The 22,690-nt window shown below is 66.8% G+C and carries 18 protein-coding genes and 1 pseudogene; 14 read left to right on the top strand and 5 right to left on the bottom strand.

The window, feature by feature from the left end; genetic code table 11:
- Window positions 1–655: 655 nt before the first annotated feature.
- Complete coding sequence (locus F8O06_RS10935) at window positions 656–1,807, top strand: methylenetetrahydrofolate reductase (protein ID WP_192496932.1); 1,152 nt, start codon at window positions 656–658, stop codon at window positions 1,805–1,807.
- The gene (gene metE / locus F8O06_RS10930; protein ID WP_158038588.1) at window positions 1,759–4,107 is read left to right on the top strand and encodes a 5-methyltetrahydropteroyltriglutamate--homocysteine S-methyltransferase; all 2,349 of its coding nucleotides are present in this window, start codon (window positions 1,759–1,761) and stop codon (window positions 4,105–4,107) included. Before F8O06_RS10935 ends, metE begins: the two co-directional genes overlap by 49 nt.
- Before the next feature lie 159 nt (window positions 4,108–4,266).
- Here metE and F8O06_RS10925 read toward each other — a convergent pair whose 3' ends face one another.
- Complete coding sequence (locus tag F8O06_RS10925) at window positions 4,267–5,082, bottom strand: DUF2510 domain-containing protein (RefSeq protein WP_192496931.1); 816 nt, start codon at window positions 5,080–5,082, stop codon at window positions 4,267–4,269.
- Window positions 5,083–5,277: 195 nt separating this feature from the next.
- On the opposite strand from F8O06_RS10925, the gene F8O06_RS10920 reads away from it, so the two are divergent.
- Both F8O06_RS10920 and F8O06_RS10915 read left to right on the top strand, forming a co-directional pair.
- Window positions 5,278–5,544, top strand: coding sequence for a DUF1049 domain-containing protein (locus F8O06_RS10920; RefSeq protein ID WP_192496930.1), 267 nt, complete (start codon window positions 5,278–5,280; stop codon window positions 5,542–5,544).
- 118 nt (window positions 5,545–5,662) lie between these two features.
- Window positions 5,663–7,003, top strand: a complete 1,341-nt coding sequence (locus tag F8O06_RS10915; RefSeq protein ID WP_158038586.1) for a glycosyltransferase 87 family protein — start codon at window positions 5,663–5,665, stop codon at window positions 7,001–7,003.
- Here F8O06_RS10915 and metX read toward each other — a convergent pair.
- Window positions 6,951–8,156, bottom strand: a complete 1,206-nt coding sequence (metX, locus tag F8O06_RS10910) for a homoserine O-acetyltransferase MetX (protein ID WP_412973465.1) — start codon at window positions 8,154–8,156, stop codon at window positions 6,951–6,953. The genes F8O06_RS10915 and metX overlap by 53 nt on opposite strands.
- 125 nt (window positions 8,157–8,281) lie before the next feature.
- Here metX and F8O06_RS10905 point away from each other — a divergent pair, with 125 nt between their 5' ends.
- The 6 genes and pseudogenes from F8O06_RS10905 to F8O06_RS10880 all read left to right on the top strand — a co-directional run bounded on the left by F8O06_RS10905 (window position 8,282) and on the right by F8O06_RS10880 (window position 13,925).
- On the top strand, window positions 8,282–9,139 hold the full coding sequence (locus F8O06_RS10905) for an SDR family oxidoreductase (protein ID WP_158038584.1): 858 nt from the start codon (window positions 8,282–8,284) through the stop codon (window positions 9,137–9,139).
- Window positions 9,136–9,825, top strand: coding sequence for a uracil-DNA glycosylase (locus tag F8O06_RS10900; protein ID WP_158038583.1), 690 nt, complete (start codon window positions 9,136–9,138; stop codon window positions 9,823–9,825). The genes F8O06_RS10905 and F8O06_RS10900 overlap by 4 nt, the downstream gene beginning before the upstream one ends.
- A gap of 113 nt (window positions 9,826–9,938) precedes the next feature.
- Complete coding sequence (gene cysK / locus F8O06_RS10895) at window positions 9,939–10,874, top strand: cysteine synthase A (RefSeq protein WP_158038582.1); 936 nt, start codon at window positions 9,939–9,941, stop codon at window positions 10,872–10,874.
- An 81-nt stretch (window positions 10,875–10,955) separates the two neighbouring features.
- A pseudogene (epsC, locus tag F8O06_RS10890) lies at window positions 10,956–11,483 on the top strand (serine O-acetyltransferase EpsC); the annotation flags it as partial.
- Window positions 11,484–11,702: 219 nt separating this feature from the next.
- Window positions 11,703–12,983, top strand: coding sequence for a hypothetical protein (locus F8O06_RS10885; RefSeq protein WP_158038581.1), 1,281 nt, complete (start codon window positions 11,703–11,705; stop codon window positions 12,981–12,983).
- A 3-nt stretch (window positions 12,984–12,986) separates the two neighbouring features.
- Window positions 12,987–13,925, top strand: coding sequence for a lipid II:glycine glycyltransferase FemX (locus tag F8O06_RS10880; RefSeq protein ID WP_158038580.1), 939 nt, complete (start codon window positions 12,987–12,989; stop codon window positions 13,923–13,925).
- Between the two features lie 41 nt (window positions 13,926–13,966).
- Here the strand turns inward: F8O06_RS10880 and F8O06_RS10875 are convergent, their stop codons facing one another.
- Entirely contained in the window at window positions 13,967–14,446 is a 480-nt protein-coding gene (locus tag F8O06_RS10875) for an acyl-CoA thioesterase (protein WP_225733497.1), read from the bottom strand.
- A gap of 287 nt (window positions 14,447–14,733) precedes the next feature.
- On the opposite strand from F8O06_RS10875, the gene F8O06_RS10870 reads away from it, so the two are divergent.
- Genes F8O06_RS10870 through dcd form a run of 4 tightly spaced genes read left to right on the top strand, consistent with a single transcriptional unit; the run spans window position 14,734 to window position 20,529 of the window.
- Complete coding sequence (locus tag F8O06_RS10870) at window positions 14,734–15,783, top strand: enoyl-CoA hydratase/isomerase family protein (RefSeq protein ID WP_158038578.1); 1,050 nt, start codon at window positions 14,734–14,736, stop codon at window positions 15,781–15,783.
- Between the two features lie 38 nt (window positions 15,784–15,821).
- Window positions 15,822–18,548 carry an energy-coupling factor transporter ATPase gene (locus tag F8O06_RS10865; RefSeq protein WP_158038577.1) on the top strand — a complete coding sequence of 909 codons (2,727 nt, stop codon included), beginning with the start codon at window positions 15,822–15,824 and terminating at the stop codon, window positions 18,546–18,548.
- 46 nt (window positions 18,549–18,594) lie between these two features.
- Window positions 18,595–19,881 carry a chromate efflux transporter gene (gene chrA / locus F8O06_RS10860; RefSeq protein WP_158038576.1) on the top strand — a complete coding sequence of 429 codons (1,287 nt, stop codon included), beginning with the start codon at window positions 18,595–18,597 and terminating at the stop codon, window positions 19,879–19,881.
- 42 nt (window positions 19,882–19,923) lie between these two features.
- A complete protein-coding gene (gene dcd / locus F8O06_RS10855; RefSeq protein WP_158038575.1) occupies window positions 19,924–20,529 on the top strand; it encodes a dCTP deaminase in 606 nt (201 codons plus the stop codon).
- 43 nt (window positions 20,530–20,572) lie between these two features.
- Here the strand turns inward: dcd and F8O06_RS10850 are convergent, their stop codons facing one another.
- Together F8O06_RS10850 and F8O06_RS10845 are read right to left on the bottom strand one after the other, a co-directional pair.
- Window positions 20,573–20,836, bottom strand: coding sequence for an isoaspartyl peptidase/L-asparaginase (locus F8O06_RS10850; protein ID WP_158038574.1), 264 nt, complete (start codon window positions 20,834–20,836; stop codon window positions 20,573–20,575).
- 460 nt (window positions 20,837–21,296) lie between these two features.
- Window positions 21,297–22,643 (bottom strand): MFS transporter, encoded by a 1,347-nt coding sequence (locus F8O06_RS10845; protein WP_225733482.1) that lies wholly within the window; start codon window positions 22,641–22,643, stop codon window positions 21,297–21,299.
- Window positions 22,644–22,690 lie beyond the last annotated feature (47 nt).

Here is a 22,690-nt window from a genome sequence, read left to right as displayed (position 1 = left end):
CAGTCGTGGCCTTGTACCTCAAACTTCGGCGTTTAGCTGCGCAACAGTTCAGATGTTCAGCTACAGGCCACTCTGTCTGCTCAGAAACTCGGTTGTTGAGCTGCCTCGGCTGGTCGGCGCCGCCACGGATTGCACGGAATGTAGGCGCACGGATTGCACGGAATACAGCCGCACGGATCGCCCAGAGTGTAGCCGCCACGGATTGCACGGAATGTACCGGGATCGCTCGAAAATGCCCCCTTTCTGCCAATCCGTGGCGGCGCGGTGCGATCGCGGCAGCTCCCGAGAGTGCAGAACCAGTGCTGGGCCCCGGGGATGCCGCCCCGAGAGTGCAGAACCTGTGCTGAGCCCCGTGGGTGCCTCCTCGAGAGTGCAGAACCTGTTCGATGTCGGCGAGAGTGCAGAAGACGTGCGTATCAATCGGTTTTGGCAGCGTCTTCTGTGCTCTCGATGCCCGAATCGCACTGATCGGTCGAAATACAGGTTCTGCAGCAGGGCCGCACAAGTGCTGTGCCCGAATCGCACTGAGACGACCTCGCCGACAACCGCACCGAAACCAGGTCCCCGAAATCTGCGCACAAGCAGCGCCCCGCGATGTAACGTGACGTCACACGTGTGGCGTCGGCGCAGCGACGCAGAATACGATGGAGCCACTATGACCGCCAGTGCGCAGCCCGCAGCAGATCGTCGACCCCAGGTCGCGCGGTCGAACGATGCTGCCGTCTCGACCGAGGCCAGCGCCGAAGAGCCTGTCGCCGAGCGCCGCTTCAGCGCGAGTCGCTTCGGTCTGTCGGTCGATGACGCCTTTGACGACGGTGACGATGCGGCGGATGCTCTGCACGAGCCCGCACCACACGTCGCGCCCGCCTGGGACACTCTGCCGACCGTCGCGGCGCCCACGCTCTCGCTCGAGGTCTTTCCGGCTAGGGGAGTGCCTCAGCTGCGTCGCAACGTGACCGCTGTGCGCAAGCTCCTGAAGCTCGGTCCTGACTTCGTCACGGTCACTTATGGCGCAGCAGGCAGCCGTCAGGCTGGCACGAAAGAGCTGGTCACCTGGATCGCACAGTCCGGGGTGCCCACCTATGCACACCTCACCTGCCAGGCCGCGTCTCTGTGTGAGCTCGACGAGACGATCGACGAGCTGCTCGAAGCCGGCGTCACAGGCATCCTCGCTCTGCGCGGCGACGCCCGCGACGACGGCAGCGGCCTGGTGCTGCCGCACGCCACCGACCTGATCGCGCGAGTGAGCCAGCGTGCCGAAGCGGCGGGGCAGCGCATCCGCATCGTCGTCGCAGCGTTCCCGACCGGGCATCCAGACAGCCGAGATCTGCGCGAAGACGCCGAAAACGTCGCCCGCAAACAGCAGGCGGGCGCCGACTTCGCGATCACGCAGCACTTCTTCGACGCCGAAGACTACGCACGCTTTCTCGACCTGGTCGCTGCGACGGGTGCGACGCTGCCGATCGTTCCCGGGCTCACCCCCACGACCACGGTGCGCCGTCTTGAGCGCATCTCAGAACTCTCCGGGCTGACCCCGCCGCCTGCGCTCGCTGCAGCGCTCGACGCCGCACCGGATGCACAGACTCGCCGCGACATCGCGGTGCAGAACACAGTTGAGCTGGCTGAGAAGCTGGCGCGAGCCGGAGCCCCGGGCATACAGCTGTTCACCATGAATGACGAGCCGACCGCGCTCAGGGTGTTCGACGCCCTCAGCTCTTCGCCTGCAGGCGCGCTCGGCCAGAACACAGGAAGAGAACCATGGCTACTCAACACACAGGGGCCGGCCTTGAAGGCGGCACTGCACTAGGCTACCCGCGCATCGGTCGCAGCCGAGAGCTCAAGAAGGCGCTCGAGCGCTACTGGGGCGGCCGCATCGAGGCACCGGAGCTGGCCGAGACGGCAGCCGAGATCCGTGCGACCAACTGGCGCCGTCTCCACGATCTCGGGTTCGAGGCGCACAACGCCAGCATCCCCAGCGACTTCTCGTACTACGACCAGGTGCTCGACGCCACCGTGCTCGTGGGTGCCCTTCCGAAGCGCTTCGACCAGTGGGTCGACGAAGACGGCAGCCTGAGCCTCGATGGCTACTTCGCCGCCGCCCGTGGGGTGGACCGCGTGCAGCCGCTCGAAATGACCAAATGGTTCGACACGAACTACCACTACCTCGTGCCTGAGATCGGGCCCGACACCACCTTCCGCCAGGGCAGCGATCAGCCGGCCCTGCTCTTCGCCGAGGCGCTCTCGCACGGGTTCGTGACCCGCCCGGTCATCGTCGGCCCGGTCACGCTGCTCGCGCTGGCGAAGCCGACGGCCGACGCCCCTGAGGGCTTCGACCCGCTCGACCGCCTCGACGACCTGCTGCCGGTCTACGCCGAGGTGCTTGCCGGCCTCGCCGAGCTCGATGCGCCGTGGGTGCAGCTCGACGAGTCGGCGCTGGTCAGCGAGCTGCTGCCCAGTGACCGCCCGAAGCTCATCGCAGCGGCGAAGCACGCCTACGAGGTGCTCGGCGCGCTCGAGAAGCGCCCGCAGATTCTCGCCCAGGCGTCGTACGCCGCTCTCGACGAGGCACTGCCTGCACTGGCCGAGGCCCCGATCGAGGGCATCGCGCTCGATCTGGTCGAAGGCGACGTGCCTGCCGCAGACACCCCCGGCGTGACCGGGCTCAAAGACAAAGTGGTGGTCGCCGGAGTGATCAACGGCCACAACATCTGGCGTGCCGATCTGGATGCCGCGCTCGCGAAGCTCGAAGAGCTGCGTCCTCTGGCGGGTCGAGTCGTGGCCTCGAGTTCGACGTCGCTGTTCCATGTGCCGCACACGCTTGACGACGAGTCGAAGCTGAGCGACGAACTGCGCTCCTGGCTGGCCTTCGCCGCAGAGAAGGTCGTCGAGATCGTCACGCTCGCCCGCGCCTACGACGGCGACAAAGCGGGGGTGCAGGCAGCGTTTGACGAAGCGGCTGCCGCGCTGGCATCCCGCGCTGAGCATGCCGGCGTGCACCGCCCCGAGGTGGGCGCACGCATCTCAGCGCTCACCGACGCCGACTTCACGCGCACACCGTATGCCGAGCGCGCGCAGGTGCAGCAGGCCGAGTTGGGCCTACCGCTGCTGCCGACGACCACCATCGGATCATTCCCGCAGACGCCGGAGATCCGCCGCACGCGCTCGCAGTTCACCAAGGGCGAGATCGACGAGGCCGCCTACAACGAGCAGATCAAGGGGCACATCGCCGACGTCGTGAAGCTGCAGGAAGAGATCGGTCTCGACGTACTCGTGCACGGCGAGGCCGAGCGCAACGACATGGTGCAGTACTTCGCCGAGAACTTCGAGGGCTTCGACGTGACCGAGAACGGGTGGGTGCAGTCGTATGGGTCGCGCTGCACGCGCCCGAGCATCCTCTGGGGCGACGTGGTGCGCCCGAAGCCGTTCACGGTCGAGTGGATCAGCTATGCGCAGTCGCTCACCGAGAAGCAGGTCAAGGGCATGCTCACCGGCCCCGTGACGATTCTGGCCTGGTCGTTCGTGCGCGACGATCAGCCGAAGGGCGTCACCGCCGACCAGGTCGCCTTGGCGCTGCGCGACGAGATCGCCGATCTCGAGGCCGCGGGCATCGACATCGTGCAGGTGGACGAGCCGGCCATTCGCGAGCTGCTGCCGCTGAAGCGGGCAGACCACGCCGACTATCTCAAATGGTCGGTCGGGTCGTTCCGTCTGGCGACCGCCGGCGCCGCCGACCGCACGCAGATTCACACCCACCTCTGCTACTCGGAGTTCGGCCAGGTCATCGACGCCGTCGACGGGCTCGACGCCGACGTGACCTCGGTCGAGGCCGAGCGCTCGAAGATGGACATCGTGCGCGACATCAAGGCCGCCGGCTTCAGCCGCGGGGTCGGGCCGGGCGTCTACGACATCCACTCGCCGCGCGTGCCCACTGAGGCCGACATCGAGGGGCTGCTCGACATCGCGCTCGAGTCGATTCCCGACCAGCTGCTGTGGGTCAACCCCGACTGCGGGCTGAAGACGCGTCGATACGAAGAGGTGGTGCCTGCGCTGACCGACATGGTCGCCGCCGCCCGTGCCGAGCGTGAGAAGCTCGGCGTCGAGGCCTGAGCGTTGGCCGGTCGCCTGATCGGCTGAGATGACAGCAGGGCCGCGACCCACATGCGGTGGGTGCGGCCCTGCTCGTCTTTTGTCGCCGTCTCTGCCGCGTCGTCTCTGCTGTCGCGGTCTGGACGGATGCGGTGGGTGCGCCGGCTCTGCGGCCTGCGGTCAGATAGTGGCGCCGAGGCGGGTGGAGCTCGCTCCGGTGCCTGCTCCGGAGCCCGAACCGCTGCCGTACTGACCCAGGTCGCCCAAATCGCCCAGGTCGCCGTAGTCATCGTTCAGATCGTTGTTGTACTGCCTGCCCAGGTCGCCGTAGCGCTTGCTGAGGTCGCCCAGTCCCGGCGTGTCGATCTTCATGTTCGAGGTGTCGATGCCCGAAATCTTCCAGCTGCCGCTCTCTTTGACCAGCTTGTAGTCGTACGTGCCTGAGACGGTGACCTTCGTGAGACCGGAGCCGGACTCGCCGTCGACGGCGTAGGTCACCGTGGCGGAGTCGCCGGTGATGTTCTCTGACGAGAAGTCGTTCGAGATGTTCATGCCGTTCGTGGTGCCAGAGCCCGAGCCGCTGTCGTTCAGACCGTTCGGCAGGCTGCCGATCTGGCTGCAGCCTGCCTTGAGCTGCGAGGCCATAGACGACGTGTAGTACTTGGCGGCGCCGTCGCAGTCTCCGCTCTCGGCCGATGCGATGGCTTTCGCGACGACCTCTTTGGGACTGCTCGTGGCATTGCCGATCACCGCGAACAGGCCGATGGTGATTCCGGCTAGAAGCAGCACACCGGCCACTGCGATGCCGACGATGAGCCCGGTCTTGCCCTTGCGCGGGGCGGGCGAGCCGTATCCTGGAGCGGCCGCCTGCTGGTCGGGTGCGGTGTGCTCGGTCCACTGGGAGCCGTCCCACCAGCGCAGCCAGCCGGTCTGAGCCGGGTCTGGATACCAGTTCGCCGGCGGAGTCGTCGGGTTTTCAGGGGGAACGGAACTCATCGTGATCCTTCTCATCTGGCGAACATGACGGACGGCATACGTCTCTGATCCACAGTGTATCGAAAGCCGTCGCTCGCAGAGCGCATCGCATACGACAGTATTCCTGTGCAAGAGCGTGGGAACGGTCATACTGTTGAGCACAGGGAACTGTGGGGTGATCGAGCGATCAGCTCCAGACACAGGCAGGAAGAGACCATGGCTGACAAGAGAAACCCCACACCGCATCACGAGGTCACCGCAGGCGAGCGGGTCGGTGGGTGGCTCAAGAAGACGTGGCCCGCGCTTGTGCTCGTCGTGCTCGCCCTGATCTTCATCTTCCAGAACACCTCGACGGTGACGCTGGTGCTCTTCGGCATGCAGATCAGCGGCTCCTTCTGGATCTTCACGGTGATCCTGCTGCTCATCGGCATTCTGATCGGCTGGCTGCTGGGCCGCGGCGGCAGAGCTGACCGAAAGAACTGACCAGCTGCCTGCTCTCACCCGCATCAGGTCGTCAGACGCCGCTGGGGTGGAGAGCACGGAACCTGAGACGGCGCTGCCAGACGAGCACGTCGGCAGCGCCCGGTAAACTCGACCTTCAATGACCAGCAGCGCACCGAAGACGGATTCGACCGAAGAGACGGCCGCGTCCCGGCGACCGAGACTCATGACCGTGGTCAGCAGAGTTGCCGCACGACCGACCGTGCTCATCGTGGCGTTCCTCGTGGTGCACCTCTGGCTCGCACTGAGCGGCCGCCATCAGTACGGCGCACCCTTCGGCGACGTCACCAGCGTCTATCACCTCTGGTCGTTCGACGCAGTCCGGAACGGCACCTGGTACGGCATCACGGACCCATGGGTCTATCCGGCGCTCGCTCTGGTGACGATGCTCCTGCCACTGACGCTCTGGGCCTCGACCGGGCTGGACTACACGTTCAGCTGGCTGATCATGGTCACTCTGCTGAACGTCGTCGCGCTCGGCGTCTTCACCGAGGGGTTTCGCAACGAGCGCCGCATGCGTGCCGCATGGTGGTGGGCGGTCTACCTGCTGCTGCTCGGACCGGTCGCGTTGGGGCGCGTCGACACGGTCGCGCTCGCCCTCGTCGTCATCGCGCTGTCACTGCTCGAACACCGCCCGGCGTTTGCCGGGCTGCTGCTGGCCGTCGGCACGTGGGTCAAGGTCTGGCCGGCGGCTGTGCTCGCGGCTGCCGTCTCGTCGTTCTGGGGGCGGGGCCGCCGGATGCTGCGCGCGCTGATCGCACCCGGCGTCGCGCTGACCGGAGGCCTCGCCGTCGTGGCCGCCATCGCATCCCTCGTCAGCGGGCGCGGCTTCGCAGACGTCGCCAACCTGCTCGGCTTCGTCGGCGGCCAGGCCTCGCGCAACCTGCAGATCGAGGCGGTCGGCGCGACCGCCGGACTCTGGAGGGCGCGTTCGGGCGACGGTGCGGTCGTCTACAACCACGAGATATACACCAACGAGCTGATCAGTGCGTCGTCACCCGTCATCGCGACGACCGTCACAGTGCTGATGGGCATCATGGTGCTGGCGATCGCGCTGCTGGCCTGGCGGCTGCAGCGCGTAGGCGTCGACCGGCTGCAGGTGTTCGCCTGGGCGTCGCTTGCGCTCGTGACGACCTTCATCGTGTGCAATAAGGTGGGGTCGCCGCAGTTCGAGGCGTGGCTGGTGGCGCCCGTGCTGCTGCTCGCCGCGGTGCGTCCTCCGCGCTGGTGGGTGCCGATGGCGCTGACGTCCCTGATCGGAGTGCTCACACAGGTGATCTACCCGTCATGGTACGGCTACCTGCTGAATCTGAGCGCGTGGATGCTGTGGGTGATCACCGTGCGCAACCTGCTGCTGGTCGCGCTGCTGATCTGGGCCGTGGTCGAGCTCAGGCCGAGAGGATCCGTTCGAGCTGCGCCCCGATCGCCTCTCGCTCGATGAGGAACGAGTCATGCCCGTAGGGGGAGTGCACCACGACCGCTTCGTCGCCGGCGATGTGCGTGCGCAGACCTGCGACGATGGCGTGCTGCTCGTCGATGCCGTAGAGGCGGTCGGAGTCGATGCCGACGACCAATGACTTCGCCGTGATGCTGCCGAGCGCTTCGACGACCCCGCCGCGGTCACGGCCGATGTCGTGCGAGTTCATCGCCTCCAGCATGGTGATGTAGGTGTTCGCATCGAAACGCCGAGTGAACTTGTTGCCGTGAAAGTCGAGATATGACTCAATGGCGAAGCGTCCGCCTTTGCCCAGCGGTGAGACGCCGGACTGGGCCGAACGGCCGAAACGGGTGTTGAACTCTTCGGCGCTGCGGTAGCTGGTGACGGCGACCCGGCGGGCGAGCGCGAGCGAATGCCATGGGCCGCGGCCCTCAGGAAGGTCGTAGTAGTCGCCGCCGAGGTAGTCGGGGTCGCTGCGGATCATGTCGACCTGCACCGAGTTCACGGCGATGCGGTCGGCGCTCGTGACCGCCGGCGCGGCGATGACCACGAGTCGTTCGACGTCGTCGGGGTACATGATCGCCCACTCCAGCGCCTGCATGCCGCCCATCGAGGGGCCGATCACGGTGTGCCAGCGGTCGATGCCGAGAGTGGTCGAGAAGTTGTGACTCGCGTGCACGATGTCGCGGATCGAGACATACGGAAACTGCGACCCCCACGGCTGGCCCGAGGGACGCATCGTGCTCGGGCCCGTCGTACCCTGACAGCCGCCGAGCACATTCGCGCACACCACATAGAAGCGATCGGTGTCGATCGGGCGCCCAGGGCCGATCTGATCGGCCCACCAGCCGGCGGTGTGATGCCCGAGTTCTCGCACGCCGGCGACGTGGCTGTCACCGGTCAGCGCGTGCAGGATGAGCACGGCGTTACTGCGGTCGGCGTTCAGCTCGCCCCACGTCTCGTATGCGACGCGCACGCAGTCGAGGCGCCCGCCGAACTCGAGATCCTGCTTGCCGACGTGCACGAACTGTCGGCGCCCCGGAGGATCGCCGACCAGCCAGGCCCCGGTCACCGGCGGCTTGCCGGCGACACGCGCGATCATGCGGTCGGTGACCGGCGAGAAGAGGTCGCTGTCGTTGTCGCGTGCCCGATCGATGCGGTGCGCGTGTGCTCGGCCGTCGCCGTACTGCTGCATGTGAAGGCCGCCTCTGCCGAATGGGTGAATCACCGTATTTTATCAAGTCGGCAATTCTGCGAAGGGCAGCATCTAGGATGTTCTGCATGACACCAGCGACTCCAGAACCGCAGGCATCCCATCCTCCGCTCAGCGCGAGCGTGGTCGAGCTCGACGAGACCGACGACCGACAGCGCACGGCACTGGTGACCGGCGCCAGCAGCGGCATCGGGCGCGCGACGGCGGCACTGCTGCGTGAACACGGCTGGCAGGTCATCGCCGTGGCTCGCCGTGCCGAGCGGCTCGACGAGCTTGCGGCGCAGACCGGAGCGATTCCGTTCGCCGCCGACCTGACGTCGCCGGCCGAGGTGCAGGCGCTTGCCGAGTTCGTCGACGAGCATGGTCGGCTGGACGCACTGCTGAACATCACCGGTGGAGCCATCGGCGTCGACCCGATCGAGCGCGGTCGTGTCGAAGACTGGGTGCAGATGTATGAGATCAACACCGTCGCGACGCTGCGCGTGACGCAGGCGCTGCTGCCGGTGCTGCGACGCACCGCCGCCGAGCACGGCTGGGCCAGCATCCTCACCCTGACCTCGACGGCCGGGCTCGGCGTCTACGAAGGCGGTGGCGGGTACACCGCCGCCAAGCACGCCGAGCAGGCGCTCGTCGACACGCTGCGGCTCGAGCTCAGCGGCGAGCCCATCCGTGTCATCGCGATTGCTCCGGGACTGGTGCACACCGAGGAGTTCTCACTGAAGCGGCTGCACGGCGACCAGGCGAAGGCCGACGACGTCTACGCCGATGTGGATCATCCGCTGAGCGCCGAAGACGTCGCTCTGGTGAACGTGCAGACGATCGAGCTGCCGCCGCACATCAACCTCGACTTGGTCGTGGTGCGTCCGGTCGCCCAGTCGGCGCAGCACAAGCTGCATCGGGGCCCGTTGCGCCCGAAACTGTCGTGACCGACCCTCAGCCGCATCCGGTCGCCGACCTCGTCGACCCGTCATGGGCACCGGTGCTCGCCCCTGAGACTGAGCGCATCGCGCACATCGGCGAGTTCCTGCGCGGCGAGGTCTTCGACGGGCGCCACTACGCCCCCGGCGGCCCCGACGTGTTCCGGGCCTTTCAGCAGCCGCTCGACGCCGTGCGGGTGCTGATCGTGGGGCAGGATCCATATCCGACGCCCGGTCATGCGATGGGGCTCTCGTTCTCGGTTCGGCCCGACGTGCGGCCGCTGCCGAAGTCACTGCAGAACATCTTCACCGAGCTGCACGACGACATCGGTGCGCCGGCCCCGGCGAACGGCGACCTCACGCCATGGGAGCGTCAGGGCGTGATGCTGCTGAACCGCGTGCTCACGTGCGAACTCGGCCGACCGGCGTCGCACCGCGGCATCGGTTGGGAGCAGGTCACGGAGCGCGCCATTCGGGCGCTCGGTGAGCGCGATCGCCCGCTGGTCGCCATTCTCTGGGGCCGCGACGCGCGCAGCGCGGCGCCGATGCTGCCGAACGCACATCTGATCGAGTCGGCACACCCCAGCCCGCTCTCGGCCTACCGAGGCTTCTTCGGATCGCACCCGTTCAGCCGCGCCTCAGACTGGCTGCAGCAGCAGGAGGGCCAGGGCGTCGACTGGACGCTGCCGGTCTGACTCTCTGTTACGAAGTGCGACGGCCGGTTCGTCGGGATGCCGCAGGCGCTCGATAGTCTGCGAGAGGCGCGCCGTTCGGCGTGTGCGAAGAGACCGGCGGAAGGCATCACGACATGGCTGAGATCCACGACAGCATCCTCTCTACAATCGGCAACACCCCACTGGTGCGCCTGCACAGGCTGCCGGGCGACAGCGCTGCCGACGTGCTCGCCAAAGTCGAGTTCACCAACCCCGCAGGCAGCGTCAAAGACCGCCTCGCCTCGGCGATCGTCGAGGCCGCCGAACGCAGCGGCGAGCTGAAACCCGGTGGCACCATCGTCGAGGGCACCAGCGGCAACACGGGCATCGGCCTGGCATTCGTCGGCGCTGCCAAGGGCTACCATGTCGTTCTCACGATGCCTGAGACCATGTCGGTCGAGCGCCGCGTGCTCGCTCGTGCCTACGGTGCCGAGATCGTGCTCACGCCCGGCTCCGAGGGCATGAAAGGTGCTGTCGCAAAGGCCAAGGAGCTCGTCGAGCAGAGCGACAACGCCATTCTTGCGAGCCAGTTCGCCAACCCTGCGAACGCCGCCGTGCACCGTGCGACCACCGGCCCCGAGATCGTCGAGGCGACCAAGGGGCGCGTCGACTACTTCATCGCAGGCATCGGCACGGGCGGCACGCTGACCGGCGCAGGCCAGATCATCAAGGCAGCCAACCCTGAGGCCAAGGTGATCGGCGTCGAGCCTAGCGATTCGCCGATTCTCAACGGCGGAAAGCCCGGGCCGCACAAGATTCAGGGCATCGGAGCGAACTTCGTGCCCGATGTGCTCGACACCGAGCTCTACGACGAGATCATCGACGTGGAGTTCTCCGACGCCACGGCGACCGCACGCGCGCTGGCCAGCGAGGAGGGCATCCTCGCCGGTATCTCGGCGGGGGCCGCGACATGGGCGGCGCTCGAGGTGGCCAAGCGTCCCGAGGCTGCGGGCAAGACCATCGTGGTGATCATCCCCGACTTCGGGGAGCGCTACCTGTCGACGTCGCTCTACAGCGACCTGCTCGACTGAGTCGATGCGAAGATGCCGGTCGTGACCGGTGCTGCGTCTGCCGAGTCGATTGACCAGGTCGACGGCACAGCAGATAGAGTCGTGGGCGTGTTCAGCAGACTTCGCGAAGACATCGACAACGCTCGTCGACACGATCCTGCGGCGCGGTCCGCGGCCGGCATCTTCTTTCTCTATTCGGGCCTGCACGCGATCTGGAACCATCGTCTCGCCCATTGGCTGTGGAACCATCACGCGAAGGGGCCTGCGCGGTTCGTCTCACAGCTGAGCCGTTTTCTCACCGGTGTCGAGATTCATCCTGGCGCACGCATCGGGCGTCGCTTCTTCATCGATCACGGCATGGGCGTGGTCATCGGCGAGACGGCTGAGGTCGGCGACGACGTGATGATCTATCACGGGGTGACTCTCGGCGGCACCAGCCTGGCAGCCGAGAAGCGGCACCCGACCATCGGCGATCATGTGCTGATCGGCGCGGGCGCCAAGGTGCTCGGGCCGGTGACCATCGGCTCGCACTCGTCGATCGGAGCCAACGCCGTCGTCGTCAAGGGCGCACCGCCCGACTCGCTGCTGGTCGGCATTCCGGCCAAACCGCGCCCGCGTCCGCAGACCCGACCGCGAGACGAGGGGAGTCTGCGCGACGGGCTCGGCGCGGCATCCGCGCACCGGGCCACGACCGACGGGCTCACCGGCGCAGCGACGGGGTCGGGCCGTTCGTCGGCGAACGTCGAACCCGAAGACATGGAGCAGTTCCGCGACCCGGCGATGTACATCTGAACGGTCAGACCCCTCGGTTAGACTGGTCACCGCCATCGTGGCGACCGGGAGGCAGGGATGAATTCGAATCAGACGGCTGCGAGACGACTGCAGCCAGTCATCGTCGGCGGAGACATCGGGGTGTACGCACTCGTCCGCTCGTTCCATGAGACCTATGGTGTGCGCTCAATCGTTCTCGCCGAGGCTGAGACCGGCGCAGTGGGGCAATCTTCGATCATCGACCTGCGCATCATCACGGTCGGGCAGCATCCCGAGAGACTCATCGACGCCCTGGTGGCCTGCGCACGTGAACAGCAGGAGGCGGCAGGCGCCGACCAGGTCGACTTGGTGCTGCTGACGAACTCGGACTGGTATGCACGGCTCTTGGTCGGCGCTCGCGACGAGCTTGAGAACGCCGGCTACAAGCTGCCGTTTCCGTCGCTGCAGACCTTCGAAGAGGTCTCGGACAAGCAGCAGTTCGCGCGGATCGCAGGCGAGGTCGGCATGCGTGTGCCCACCACTCAGACCATTGACTTCTCACCGGCCGACGACGCCGGTTGGCAGCCGGAGGCGGTGACTCTGCGCTACCCTCTCGTCTGCAAGCCGGCGGTCAGCTCGTATTGGCAGACAATGTCGTTCGACGGCAAGAAGAAGATCTACTTCGTCGAGACTGCGGAGCAGCTCGAACGACTCTGGCAGACCCTGCGCACGGGCGGCTTCCGCGGCGAGTTCCTCGTTCAGGAGCTCGTTCCCGGCGACGACACGACCCAACGGTCGGTGACCGCCTACGTCGACGGCGAGGGCCGGGTCACGATGCTCTCTGGCGCACGGGTGCTTCTGGAAGACCACACCCCGGCAGGCATGGGCATCCCCGCCGCGATGATCAGCGATCGCGACGACGAACTGCTCGACCAGGCCAGACGGTTTCTCGAGCACGTGGACTATCACGGCTTCGCGAACTTCGACGCCAAGATCGACCCGCGTGACGGCAGCGCGGTCTTCTTCGAGGTGAACCCGCGCATCGGTCGCAACAACTACTACGTGAGCGCCGGCGGCACGAGTCCCGCTGCCGCCGTCGTCCGTGACGTCATCGCCGGTGAGTCCCCGCAGAGCCCAGACGTCGTCTCGCAACGGGTGCTGTACACGACAGTGCCGACAGGTCTGTTGCTGAAGTATCTGACGGGGGCACAGTCTGAGGAGGTACGGCGGCTGCTGCGCACGAAACAGGTGGTCGAACCGTTGAAGTATCCTCGGGTGGAACGCTCGCTGAGGCGAGGGCTCTACCTGATGCTCGCGTCGGCCAACCAGCGGCGCAAGTATCGCAAGTATTACCCCGAGACGACTGAGACCGGATTCTGAACCATGACACATGTACTGCAGTCAGCTGCTTGGGCGGCCTTTCAGCGCAGCGAGGGCGTGAACGGCCTCACCGCTGCCGGGAACGACTGGAGCGTGAGCGGTCTGGTCGAGACCGGGCCAATGAGGACTCGGCGTGTGTACGCCCCCTACGGCCCCAGCTTCGCTTCGGCAGAAGGCCTCGACGCGGGGCTCGAGGCGCTCGAGAGTCAGAGCCGAAGCCGCGGCGCCGTCTTCGTGCGCGTCGAGCCGGTCGGCGTCGACGAGCAGGCCGAATCCGACGCGAAGCAGGTCTTGACGCGTCGCGGCTATCACCGCGTGCATCATGTGCAGCCCGAAGACACCTGGCGGCTGGATCTCTCGGTCGGTCATGATGCGATTCTGAAAGGCATCCGGGGCGGGCAGCGGCGCGCCTATCAGTCGGCCGAACGACATGGCGTGGTCGTGCGGGCTTCGACCGATCCGCACGACGTGCGTCTGCTGACCGATCTCATGGGGCAGGTCTCCGAGCGCAAAGACATTCATCTGCGCGACGCCGAGTACATCGCCGATCAGGCGGCCGCCCTGATGCCGTCGGGCACGGCCAAGCTGTATCTGGCCACCGTCGACGGCGCCATCGCCGCTGCCTCACTGGCCTATGACCACGGAGACACCCGTTACTACGCACATGCTGGTGCCGATTATCAGTACCGCAAACAGGCAGCGAACGTAGTGCTGCTCGTGCAGATGATCCTCGACGCCCAGGCCGACGGCAAGAAGTGGTTCGACTTCTATGGGATCGCGCCGGACGACGCGCCCGCGGATCACCCGTGGCAGGGATTCACCAAGTTCAAGAAGTCATTCGGCGGCCAGGCGCGGCACTACCTCGGCACCTGGGAGAAGCCCGTGAGGCCTCTGCACTACTGGATCTATGAGACAGGGCGAAAGCTGATCGCACACAAGTAGCGGCAACCCGGCGGGATCGCCGTCTCGTCAGCAGCTCAGCCCTACTGATCCAGATCGACTGAGTGCGCGTCTTCGGGATGAATGACCGGGAGCACTTCGGTGATGGGTGCGCGGGGGATCGACCCGCCGGTGCGCTTGGGGATGCGGTCGCGCAGATACGTGATCTCGGTGTAGCCATGGGGGGCAGGCTTGCCGTCGGGGCCGAGGTTCACGAACACGATCTCGTTGATGGTGAGAATCGTCTTGCGTGTGATCATGTTACGCACGATGCAGCTCATCGTCAGCGAGGTGCGGCCGAACTTCGTGGCGACCAGACCCATCTCGATCAGATCGCCCTGCCAGGCGCTCGAGACGAAGTTGATCTCGGAGTAGAACTTCGTGACACAGCGTTCGTTGCCGAGCTGCACGATCGCATAGATGGCGGCTTCTTCGTCGATCCATTTCAGCAGCGACCCGCCGAAGAGCGTGCCGTTCGCGTTGAGATCCTCGGGGCGTACCCAGCGGCGGGTGTAGAAGTTCATGTGATGGCGGTTGCCCAGCGGGCGATCGTCGTAGTGCTCGGCGTCGTGGGCGTCGAAGGCAGCGCCGGTGCCGCCTCGCCGCGAGGAGGCGTCGTGGTCGGGAGTCTGTGCGTTCATGCGGTTAAACCTAGCCCACACACGTGACGTTCGGATGAAGTCGTGAGCGCTGCACGAGCATCGACGGACGCCGCGGTGAGACAGCGGCGTTGAGCCGGGGCATGCCGGTGAGCGTATATCATCATCGACTGGTGCGGCGCTTCTCGGCAGCACGTGCTTAAATCGGGGTCATGAGCACTGTTCAGACGACACAGACAGATGTGCTGACCACTGTGCGCGGCCGCCTCGGCGAGATCCTGCTCAACCGTGAACGGGCCATCAATGCGCTGACCGCCGACATGATCGCGACCATTCACAGCCAGCTTGACGCATGGATCGACGACGACCGGGTGCAGGCGGTGCTGATTCGCGGTGCCGGTGCGCGAGGCCTGTGCTCCGGTGCAGACATCCGAGCGCTCTCGCAGGCATCCGCCTTCGAACGCTACGACTTCTTCGAGGCCGAGTACTCGCTCGACCTCTGCATCGCACGGTATCCCAAACCCGTCGTCGCCTTCATGGACGGCATCACGATGGGGGCGGGCGTCGGCATCAGCGCGCACAGCGCGTTCCCAGTGGTGACCGAGCGCTCACGGGTGGCGATGCCCGAGGTGCGCATCGGGCTGATGCCCGACGTCGGCGCCACCTGGCTGCTGGCCAGGGCTCCCGGGCGGCTCGGCCACCTGCTGGCGTACACCGCCGGAGAGATGACCGGAGCAGATGCGATGGCGATGGGCTTTGCCGGCCACTTCGTGCCGAGCGACTACCTTGGCGACGTCGTCGACGGTCTGATCGCCGGCGTCGGAAGCGGTGACGAGGCAGTCGAGAACACGCGTCGAATCATCGGCGCCTCGGCGGTCGAGCCGCCGGCATCGGTGCTCGTGCGCAACCAGGCCGGCATCGACGAGGCCTTCGCCGACCCGTCGCCGTCGAAGGTGATCGCCGCGCTGCACGACCACGGCGAAGACTCCGCCGACGAGGCAGCCGATCTGATCGCCGGCATGTGCCCGTTCTCGCTGATCGTGACCGAGAGGGCGCTGCGACTGGCAGCCGAGAGCACGCTTGAGCAGGTGTTCGAGACCGATCTGCGGCTGTGCGCCGGTCTGACGGCTCGGCCCGACTTCCGCGAGGGCGTGCGGGCCCAGGTCATCGACAAAGATCGCAACCCCGTCTGGAACCCGTCTCGTCTCATCGACGTCGACCAGGCCGACATCGATGCGCTCTTCGGAGACGCCGAGAGCTGACACTTGTGCGCAGCGGCCGGCGCTGCGACCATTGAGACATGTGTGCCCGGTCCTCCCCGTTCGTCGGGGGCGAGACCATCGTGCAGGTGCACGACCTCGGCGTCACATACCCGCAGCGCGCACAGGCTGCGCCTGACGGCGTCACCTTCGATCTGCATACCGCAGAGGTGGCCCTGCTGCTCGGGCCCTCCGGTGCGGGAAAGTCCACACTGGCGCTCACGCTAGACGGCCTGATTCCGCATGAAGTGTCGGCCACGGTCACCGGCTCGGTCACTGTGTCGGGCACAGACGTCGCCGGTGCTCGTGTCGCGCAGATCGCCACCGACGTGGCGATGGTCTTTCAGGATTCAGACGCGCAGATCGTCGCCGCCACCGTGCTCGACGAGGTCTGCTTCGGACTCGAAAACCTGCAGCGACCTCGTGCAGAGATCCTGGTCGCCGCAGAGAGCGCGCTGCGTCGCGTAGACCTGTGGGATCGCCGCCGCGACGACCCGGGCGACCTCAGCGGGGGAGGCAGGCAGCGGCTGGCCATCGCCTGCGCCCTGGCGCTCGGCTCACCGGTGATCGTGCTCGATGAGCCCACCGCAAACCTCGACCCGCAGGGCGTGGTCGACGTCTACGCGCTGCTGCGTGAGATCGCCGCTGAACGCACCCACGGCATCCTGCTGATCGAGCACAACCTCGACGAGGCGATGAGCATCGTCGACCGGGTGATCGTGCTCGACGCGGTCGGACGCGTGCGATTTGACGGGCCCGCACGCAGCGTCTTCGAGGCCCATGCCGACGAGATCGACCGACTGGGCGTCTGGCTGCCCGTCTCGACGGTGGCCGGTCGACGGCTCGGGCTGCGGCCGCTGCCGCTGACTCCGGCCGAGCTGACGGCCGCGGTGGATGCCGGGGTCGCCTCCGGCGCGCTGCCGGCAGAGCCGAGTGCGGCGTCGCAAACGGTGGAGACCCGCACTGCCGTCGGCGAAGACGCGGCCGCCGCCGGCGTGGCACTCGACGTGCGGCATCTGAGCGCACATGCTCGCGAACGTGACGAGCCGCTCGTCGACGACGTGTCGCTGCAGGTGCCCCACGGCTCGCTGGTGGCGATCGTCGGCCGCAACGGCGCAGGCAAGACGACGCTGCTGCACCGCATGGCCGGAGTGGTGTCGCCGCCGAAGGGCAGCGTGCGGATATATTCCGATCGGGGAATGCTCGATGTGGCGACGGCCTCACCCCGGAGACTCGCGCGTGAAGTGGGCTTCGTCTTCCAGAACCCGGAGCATCAGTTCATCACCCCCACGGTGCGCGAGGAACTCGCTCATGGCCTGCATCTGCAGGGACTCGACGAGCCCACGATCGCAGCGCGAGTCGACGCAATGCTGCGACGCCTCGGGCTCGAAGACCTCTGCGAGATGCACCCGTATCTGCTCTCGGGCGGGCAGAAACGCCGCCTCTCGGTGGGCACCGCGCTGATCACCGGTGCTCCCGTGCTCTGTCTGGACGAACCCACCTACGGGCAGGATCAGGCCAGGGCGGCCGAACTCGTCGCGCTGCTGGGCGAACTCGTCGATGCGGGCTCGACCGTGGTGATCGTGACCCATGACATGCAGCTCGTGACAGAGCAGGCGACCCACGTCGCGGTCATGAACGACGGTCGGCTCGAGGCCTTCGGCCCGACCGCCGAGGTGCTGGCCGGTGATGCGTTCGAACGTGCGGGTCTGCTGCGACCGCCGCTGGCACGAGCCATGGCCGCAGTGCGCGCTCCGGGCTGGCACATGGTCGCCAGGCTGCAGCAGCTCGAGCAGCTGCAGACAGGGCCGACCGGCAGGAACGGGCTCTCGCTGCCGGCAGCGGCGAGAATCAGCCGATCATCGTCGGGCCCGTCGCTGCCAGACGAGGCGACCACGGCATCCGCCGAACGACGGCCGCGACGACGGCCGCGGCCGCGACCGACCACGACCAGCATGTTCGACCCGGCCGTTCCGGCGAGCGAGCGACCCCGCTGGGCGCCGCTGGCCACACTCAACCCGGTGGCGAAGCTGATCGCGATGCTGCCGCTGACCGTCGTCGCCCTCGCCCTGCACGACATCGGTGCGCTGCTCGGCATGCTGACCGTGGTGCTGCTCGTCGTCATCGTCGGATCCGGTGCGGGCTGGCGGCGGCTGACTGCGGTGATCGGAGGCATCGTGGTGGGCATCTCGGCGCTCTCGATCAGCGTGGGGCTGTGGATGGATCCCACCAAAGCCGAGCAGCAGCAGACGCTCTGGCAGATCGGCGACTGGCGGTTCACCACCGGCATGTGGCTGATCGGCCTGGGCGTCACCCTGCGCGTCGGCACGGTGGCGGCGCTCGGCATGCTGCCGGGGCTGACGGCGACCGGCGTCGACACGATTCGGGCGCTGGTGCGGCGGCTGCACGTGCCCTATCGGCTGGGCTACACGGCGCTCGCCGCCTACCGTTTCGTACCGCGCTTCGGGCAGGAGCTGGAGCAGGTCAGGCGGGCGCATCGGGTGCGCGGCGTCTCGAACGGTCGCGGGCCGATCGCCGTGCTGCGTCGGGCGGCCGGGTATGCGCTGCCCCTGCTGGCCAGCGGCATCCGCCATGCCGAGCGCGTCGCCCTGTCGATGGATGCGCGCGCATTCGGTGCGGGATCTTCGCGCACCGAGCGATATGAGATTCCGTGGCGCACCCGCGACTTGACGTTCGTCGTCGGGTTCTGGGCGCTCGTCGTGGCCGGGCTGCTGACCGGCGCCGTGCTGCTGCCGATCTCGGTGTGAGCGGATCGTTCAGCGGGCGTTCATCTGCGTGTCGCACGATGCTGCGGTGAGCCCTGACGCCTGTGACTTCGACGCCGACCGCCCTGCTGCTGATGACTCGTCGTCTGACGACGCTGCCTCTGGTCACGCGCCCGCTCGCTCGACAGCTGAAGGCGGCGTCTGGGAGGTCGCTTGGGCGTTTCTGCACCTTGGGCTGACCTCATTCGGCGGCCCGGTCGCGCACCTCGGGTACTTTCGCGCCGACCTCGTCGAGCGCAGACGGTGGGTCAGCGATCGCGAATACGCCGATCTCGTCACGCTCTGTCAGTTTCTGCCCGGGCCGGCGAGCAGCCAGGTCGGCTTCGCATTGGGCGTGCGGCGTGCGGGGCTGCTCGGGGGCCTCGCGGCATTCGTGGGCTTCACGCTGCCCTCGGCTGCGCTGATGATCGCCTTCGCCTTCGGCGCACAGTGGTTCACGGGGCCGCTGGGCGCTGGGCTGCTCTCGGGGCTGAAGATCGTGGCTGTCGCGATCGTGGCTCAGGCCGTGATGGGCATGGCCCGGTCGCTGCTCGTCGACCGCCGAACCGTGGGCGTGGCGGTCGCGGCGACAGGATGTGCGCTGCTGCTGGCCGGGTCGCTCGGGCAGATCGTGGCGCTGGCGATGGGCGCCGTCACAGGGATGCTGTGGTGCCGTGACGCGGTGCGCACCACATCGACGGTGGGCGGGCTGCGTCTGTCGCGCCGTCTTGGGGCGGGCTGCCTGGTGATCTTCGCCCTGCTCTTCGTGCTCGGCCCAGTGGTCGCCATCACGACTGGGTCGGCCGCAGTGTCGCTCTTCGACGTCTTCTACCGGTCGGGTGCCCTGGTGTTCGGAGGGGGCCACGTCGTGCTGCCGCTGCTGCAGGCCGGTGTGGTCGACCCGGGGTGGGTCGACGGGCAGCAGTTTCTCGCCGGCTACGGTGCCGCGCAGGCCGTGCCGGGTCCCCTCTTCACCTTTGCCGGCTATCTGGGAGCGATCTCGTCGTTCGGCCCTGGCGGCGTGGCCGGCGGTGTGATCGCGCTGTCGGGCGTCTTCCTGCCGGGCATGCTGCTGGTGCTCGGTGTGATTCCGTTCTGGGATCGCCTGCGCACCCGTGCCTGGGCGGCCGGTCTGATGCGCGGTGCCAGCGCAGCAGTGGTCGGCATCCTCGCTGCCGCGCTCTACAGCCCGGTCTTCATCACCGGGGTGACCGGCCCGACCTCGTTCGTGCTCGCGCTGGTCTGCTTCGCACTGCTGATGACGTGGAAGACCCCGGCGTGGGCCGTGGTGATTCTGGGCGCAGTCGGGGGCATCCTGCTCCAGGCGATCGGCTGATCGGTGGAGAGCGATGGGGAATGCGCCGTCTACACTGGTGACATGCTGCTTTCCGATCGCGACATTCGCCGTCAACTTGCCGAAGGGCGCATCAAACTCGAGCCCAGCGAAGACAAACTGGTGCAGCCTGCGAGCGTGGATGTGCGTCTCGATCGATACTTCCGTCTGTTCGACAATCACAAATATCCAGTGATCGACCCGGCCGAGGAACAGTCAGAGCTGACCCGGCTGATCGAGGTCGATCGTGACGAGCCGTTCGTGCTGCACCCCGGCGAGTTCGTGCTGGGGGCGACATTCGAGCAGGTCACCCTGCCGAACGACATCGCCGCCCGGCTGGAGGGCAAGAGTTCGCTGGGCCGTCTCGGGCTGCTGACGCATTCGACGGCCGGTTTCGTCGACCCCGGGTTCAGCGGCCACGTGACGCTCGAGCTGTCGAACATGGCGACGCTGCCGATCAAGCTGTGGCCGGGCATGAAAGTCGGACAGCTCTGCTTCTTCAGGCTGTCGAGCGAGGTGGAGCACCCGTACGGCTCCAAGAGCTACGGGTCGCACTACCAGGGACAGCGTGGGCCGACGGCGTCGCGGTCATGGCTGAACTTCTCGCGCATCGACGTCAGCACGACCGATGCAGGTTCGCTCGGCGCCTGAGGTACTGCCAAGTCACTTGGTGCGAGCGGCTTGGCCCCCGAGGTCACTCGTCGTCGAGTGAGTCGTCAAGATCGTCGCCCTCGTCCTCTTCGGCATCGCGAGCCAGTTCGGCATCGACCGCCTGAATCAGGTCGTCTGGGTCGTCGGTGAGCAGCTCCTGGAAAGTGTCGTTGTCTTCCATCGCCTCAAGACCGGCCTCAATCGCGTCATCGACCGTCGAACCCTCGTCGACGGCGTTCCAGAGCACCTGCTTGTACCGGTGCAGGGCGTTCTCGACGGCTTCATCGTTGGCGTAGTTCTCAGTCATGCTCACATTCTTCCACCTCGTGGGCCGCTGAGCGCAAACGGCATGGTCGGCGGGCATGGCGTGGCGCACACGGTCACGGTCCCTGTGATCCAGTCATGCCAAATGTCGCTTGTCAGCCCCCACGACGCCCGGCTGGGGCATCCAGTCATGCCAAATGTCAGCCACAGCAATCGAGACATGGAACTTGGTATGTCTGGATGCGTGGGGGCGACATTTGGCATGTCTAGATGTGAGGGAGACGACATTTGGCATGTCTGGATGTGAGGGAGACGACATCTGCCATGTCTGGATGCCGGTCGGGGCCGGTGTCCGTCAACCATGAACTCTGAATCGTGAACTCTGAACTCTGAACCGTGAACCGTGAACCGTGAATTCTGAATTCTGAACGCTGAACGCTGAACGCTGAACGCACCTGCACCTGACGCTGGCGGGCTCCCGACTGCCGGGGCATCCCGAGTGGTCAGGCCAGACGCTGCCGTCGCGGTCGCAGATCGAGCCCGAACGACACAGACATGAACACCATGCCGCCGAGGGTCAGCCAGATGCCCAGCTGCAGCGTCGACAGATAGCCGGCGCCGGATGCCACCACGAGCCCGCCTAAGAACGCACCGATCGAGTTGGCCATGTTGAACGCCGCGTGATGGCTGGCCGCCGCGATCGTCTCGCTGCCCGGTGCGACCTGCATGAGCCTCGACTGGGCGGCCGGCCCGAGCATCGAAGACCCAATGCCCATGAGAAACACGAACGCGAAGAGCATCAAGAAGCTGCCGGTGTACTTCAGCCCCAAGACGAACTGACCGGCGAACATCAGCACGAGCATCAGCGCGAACGACGCGAGGATCGTGAAGAAGATGCTGCGGTCGCCGAAGCGCCCACCGAGGATGTTGCCCAACGTCATGCCCAACCCGGTGACCACCAGCACCGCAGGCACCCACACCGGCTCGATGCCGGCGACCTCTGTGGCGATCGGCGAGATGTAGCTGTAGAACGCGAACCATCCGCCGAACCCGACGGCACCCATGCCGATCGTCAGCCACACCTGCACACGGCGATAGGCACTGAACTCGGTCGAAAGACTGGCATCCGGATTGCCCCGGTCGCTGGGCACGAAGACGGCGATGCAGGCGAATGTGAGCGTGAACGTCGCCGCCACCACGAGATATGCCGAGCGCCATGAGGTCTGCTGCCCGAGAAACGTGCCCAGCGGCACGCCGATCACGTTGGCCACCGTGAGGCCGCCGAGCACGAACGCGCCTCCGCGCGACTGCGCTCCCGGGCCGATCAGTCGCGCGGCGATGATCGACGCCACCCCGAAGTAGACCCCGTGCGGCAGGCCCGAGAGAAAACGCGCGATCGCGACCTGCCCGAGCGTGGTGAGCAGTGCGACGGCAAGATTCGAGAGCACGAGCCAGGTCAGCACCACCAGCAGCAGACGCTTCTTCGGCCAGCGGGCCGTGAGCCCGGTGATCAGCGGAGCCCCAACCACGACGCCGGCCGCATACGCCGAGATGAGATGTCCCGCGCTCGCGTTCGCGGCCTCGGGGTCGCTGGCGGCGAGATCGGGCAGCAGGCCCTCGGCCAGCTGCGGCAGGATGCCCATGGTGACGAACTCGGTCATGCCGATTCCGAACCCGCCGAGGGCCAGCGAGAGCAGGGCGATGGTGCGCATCGGCCCGCTGAGCACACGGGTGTGCATGGGGATGTCGAACGCACCGGTCGTGGTCGGCGGCTCTGACGGCAGGGGAGCCTCTCCAGCGCGTTTTTGGGCGTCTGGGTTCTCAGAGAAGTTTGGGGGTGTGGAAGTCACCCGCCAAGTGTAGACCGTCGCTGTTACAGGTGTGGAAACGGAACAGA

Origin of the sequence: Pseudoclavibacter sp. CFCC 14310 (assembly GCF_008831165.1) — a bacterium.
In the GTDB taxonomy this organism is placed as follows: domain Bacteria; phylum Actinomycetota; class Actinomycetes; order Actinomycetales; family Microbacteriaceae; genus Pseudoclavibacter_A.
The sequence above is the reverse complement of the archived record's forward strand: the minus strand, read 5'-3'. Positions and strand labels throughout refer to the sequence as shown.

Bases quoted from the DNA above. Each gene is read 5' to 3' on its own strand.
- F8O06_RS10935 (WP_192496932.1), top strand. From the start codon at position 656: ATGACCGCCAGTGCGCAGCCCGCAGCAGATCGTCGACCCCAGGTCGCG.
- metE (WP_158038588.1), top strand. From the start codon at position 1,759: ATGGCTACTCAACACACAGGGGCCGGCCTTGAAGGCGGCACTGCACTA.
- F8O06_RS10925 (WP_192496931.1), bottom strand. From the start codon at position 5,082: ATGAGTTCCGTTCCCCCTGAAAACCCGACGACTCCGCCGGCGAACTGG.
- F8O06_RS10920 (WP_192496930.1), top strand. From the start codon at position 5,278: ATGGCTGACAAGAGAAACCCCACACCGCATCACGAGGTCACCGCAGGC.
- F8O06_RS10915 (WP_158038586.1), top strand. From the start codon at position 5,663: ATGACCAGCAGCGCACCGAAGACGGATTCGACCGAAGAGACGGCCGCG.
- F8O06_RS10905 (WP_158038584.1), top strand. From the start codon at position 8,282: ATGACACCAGCGACTCCAGAACCGCAGGCATCCCATCCTCCGCTCAGC.
- cysK (WP_158038582.1), top strand. From the start codon at position 9,939: ATGGCTGAGATCCACGACAGCATCCTCTCTACAATCGGCAACACCCCA.
- F8O06_RS10885 (WP_158038581.1), top strand. From the start codon at position 11,703: ATGAATTCGAATCAGACGGCTGCGAGACGACTGCAGCCAGTCATCGTC.
- F8O06_RS10880 (WP_158038580.1), top strand. From the start codon at position 12,987: ATGACACATGTACTGCAGTCAGCTGCTTGGGCGGCCTTTCAGCGCAGC.
- F8O06_RS10875 (WP_225733497.1), bottom strand. From the start codon at position 14,446: ATGAACTTCTACACCCGCCGCTGGGTACGCCCCGAGGATCTCAACGCG.
- F8O06_RS10870 (WP_158038578.1), top strand. From the start codon at position 14,734: ATGAGCACTGTTCAGACGACACAGACAGATGTGCTGACCACTGTGCGC.
- F8O06_RS10865 (WP_158038577.1), top strand. From the start codon at position 15,822: ATGTGTGCCCGGTCCTCCCCGTTCGTCGGGGGCGAGACCATCGTGCAG.
- dcd (WP_158038575.1), top strand. From the start codon at position 19,924: ATGCTGCTTTCCGATCGCGACATTCGCCGTCAACTTGCCGAAGGGCGC.
- F8O06_RS10850 (WP_158038574.1), bottom strand. From the start codon at position 20,836: ATGACTGAGAACTACGCCAACGATGAAGCCGTCGAGAACGCCCTGCAC.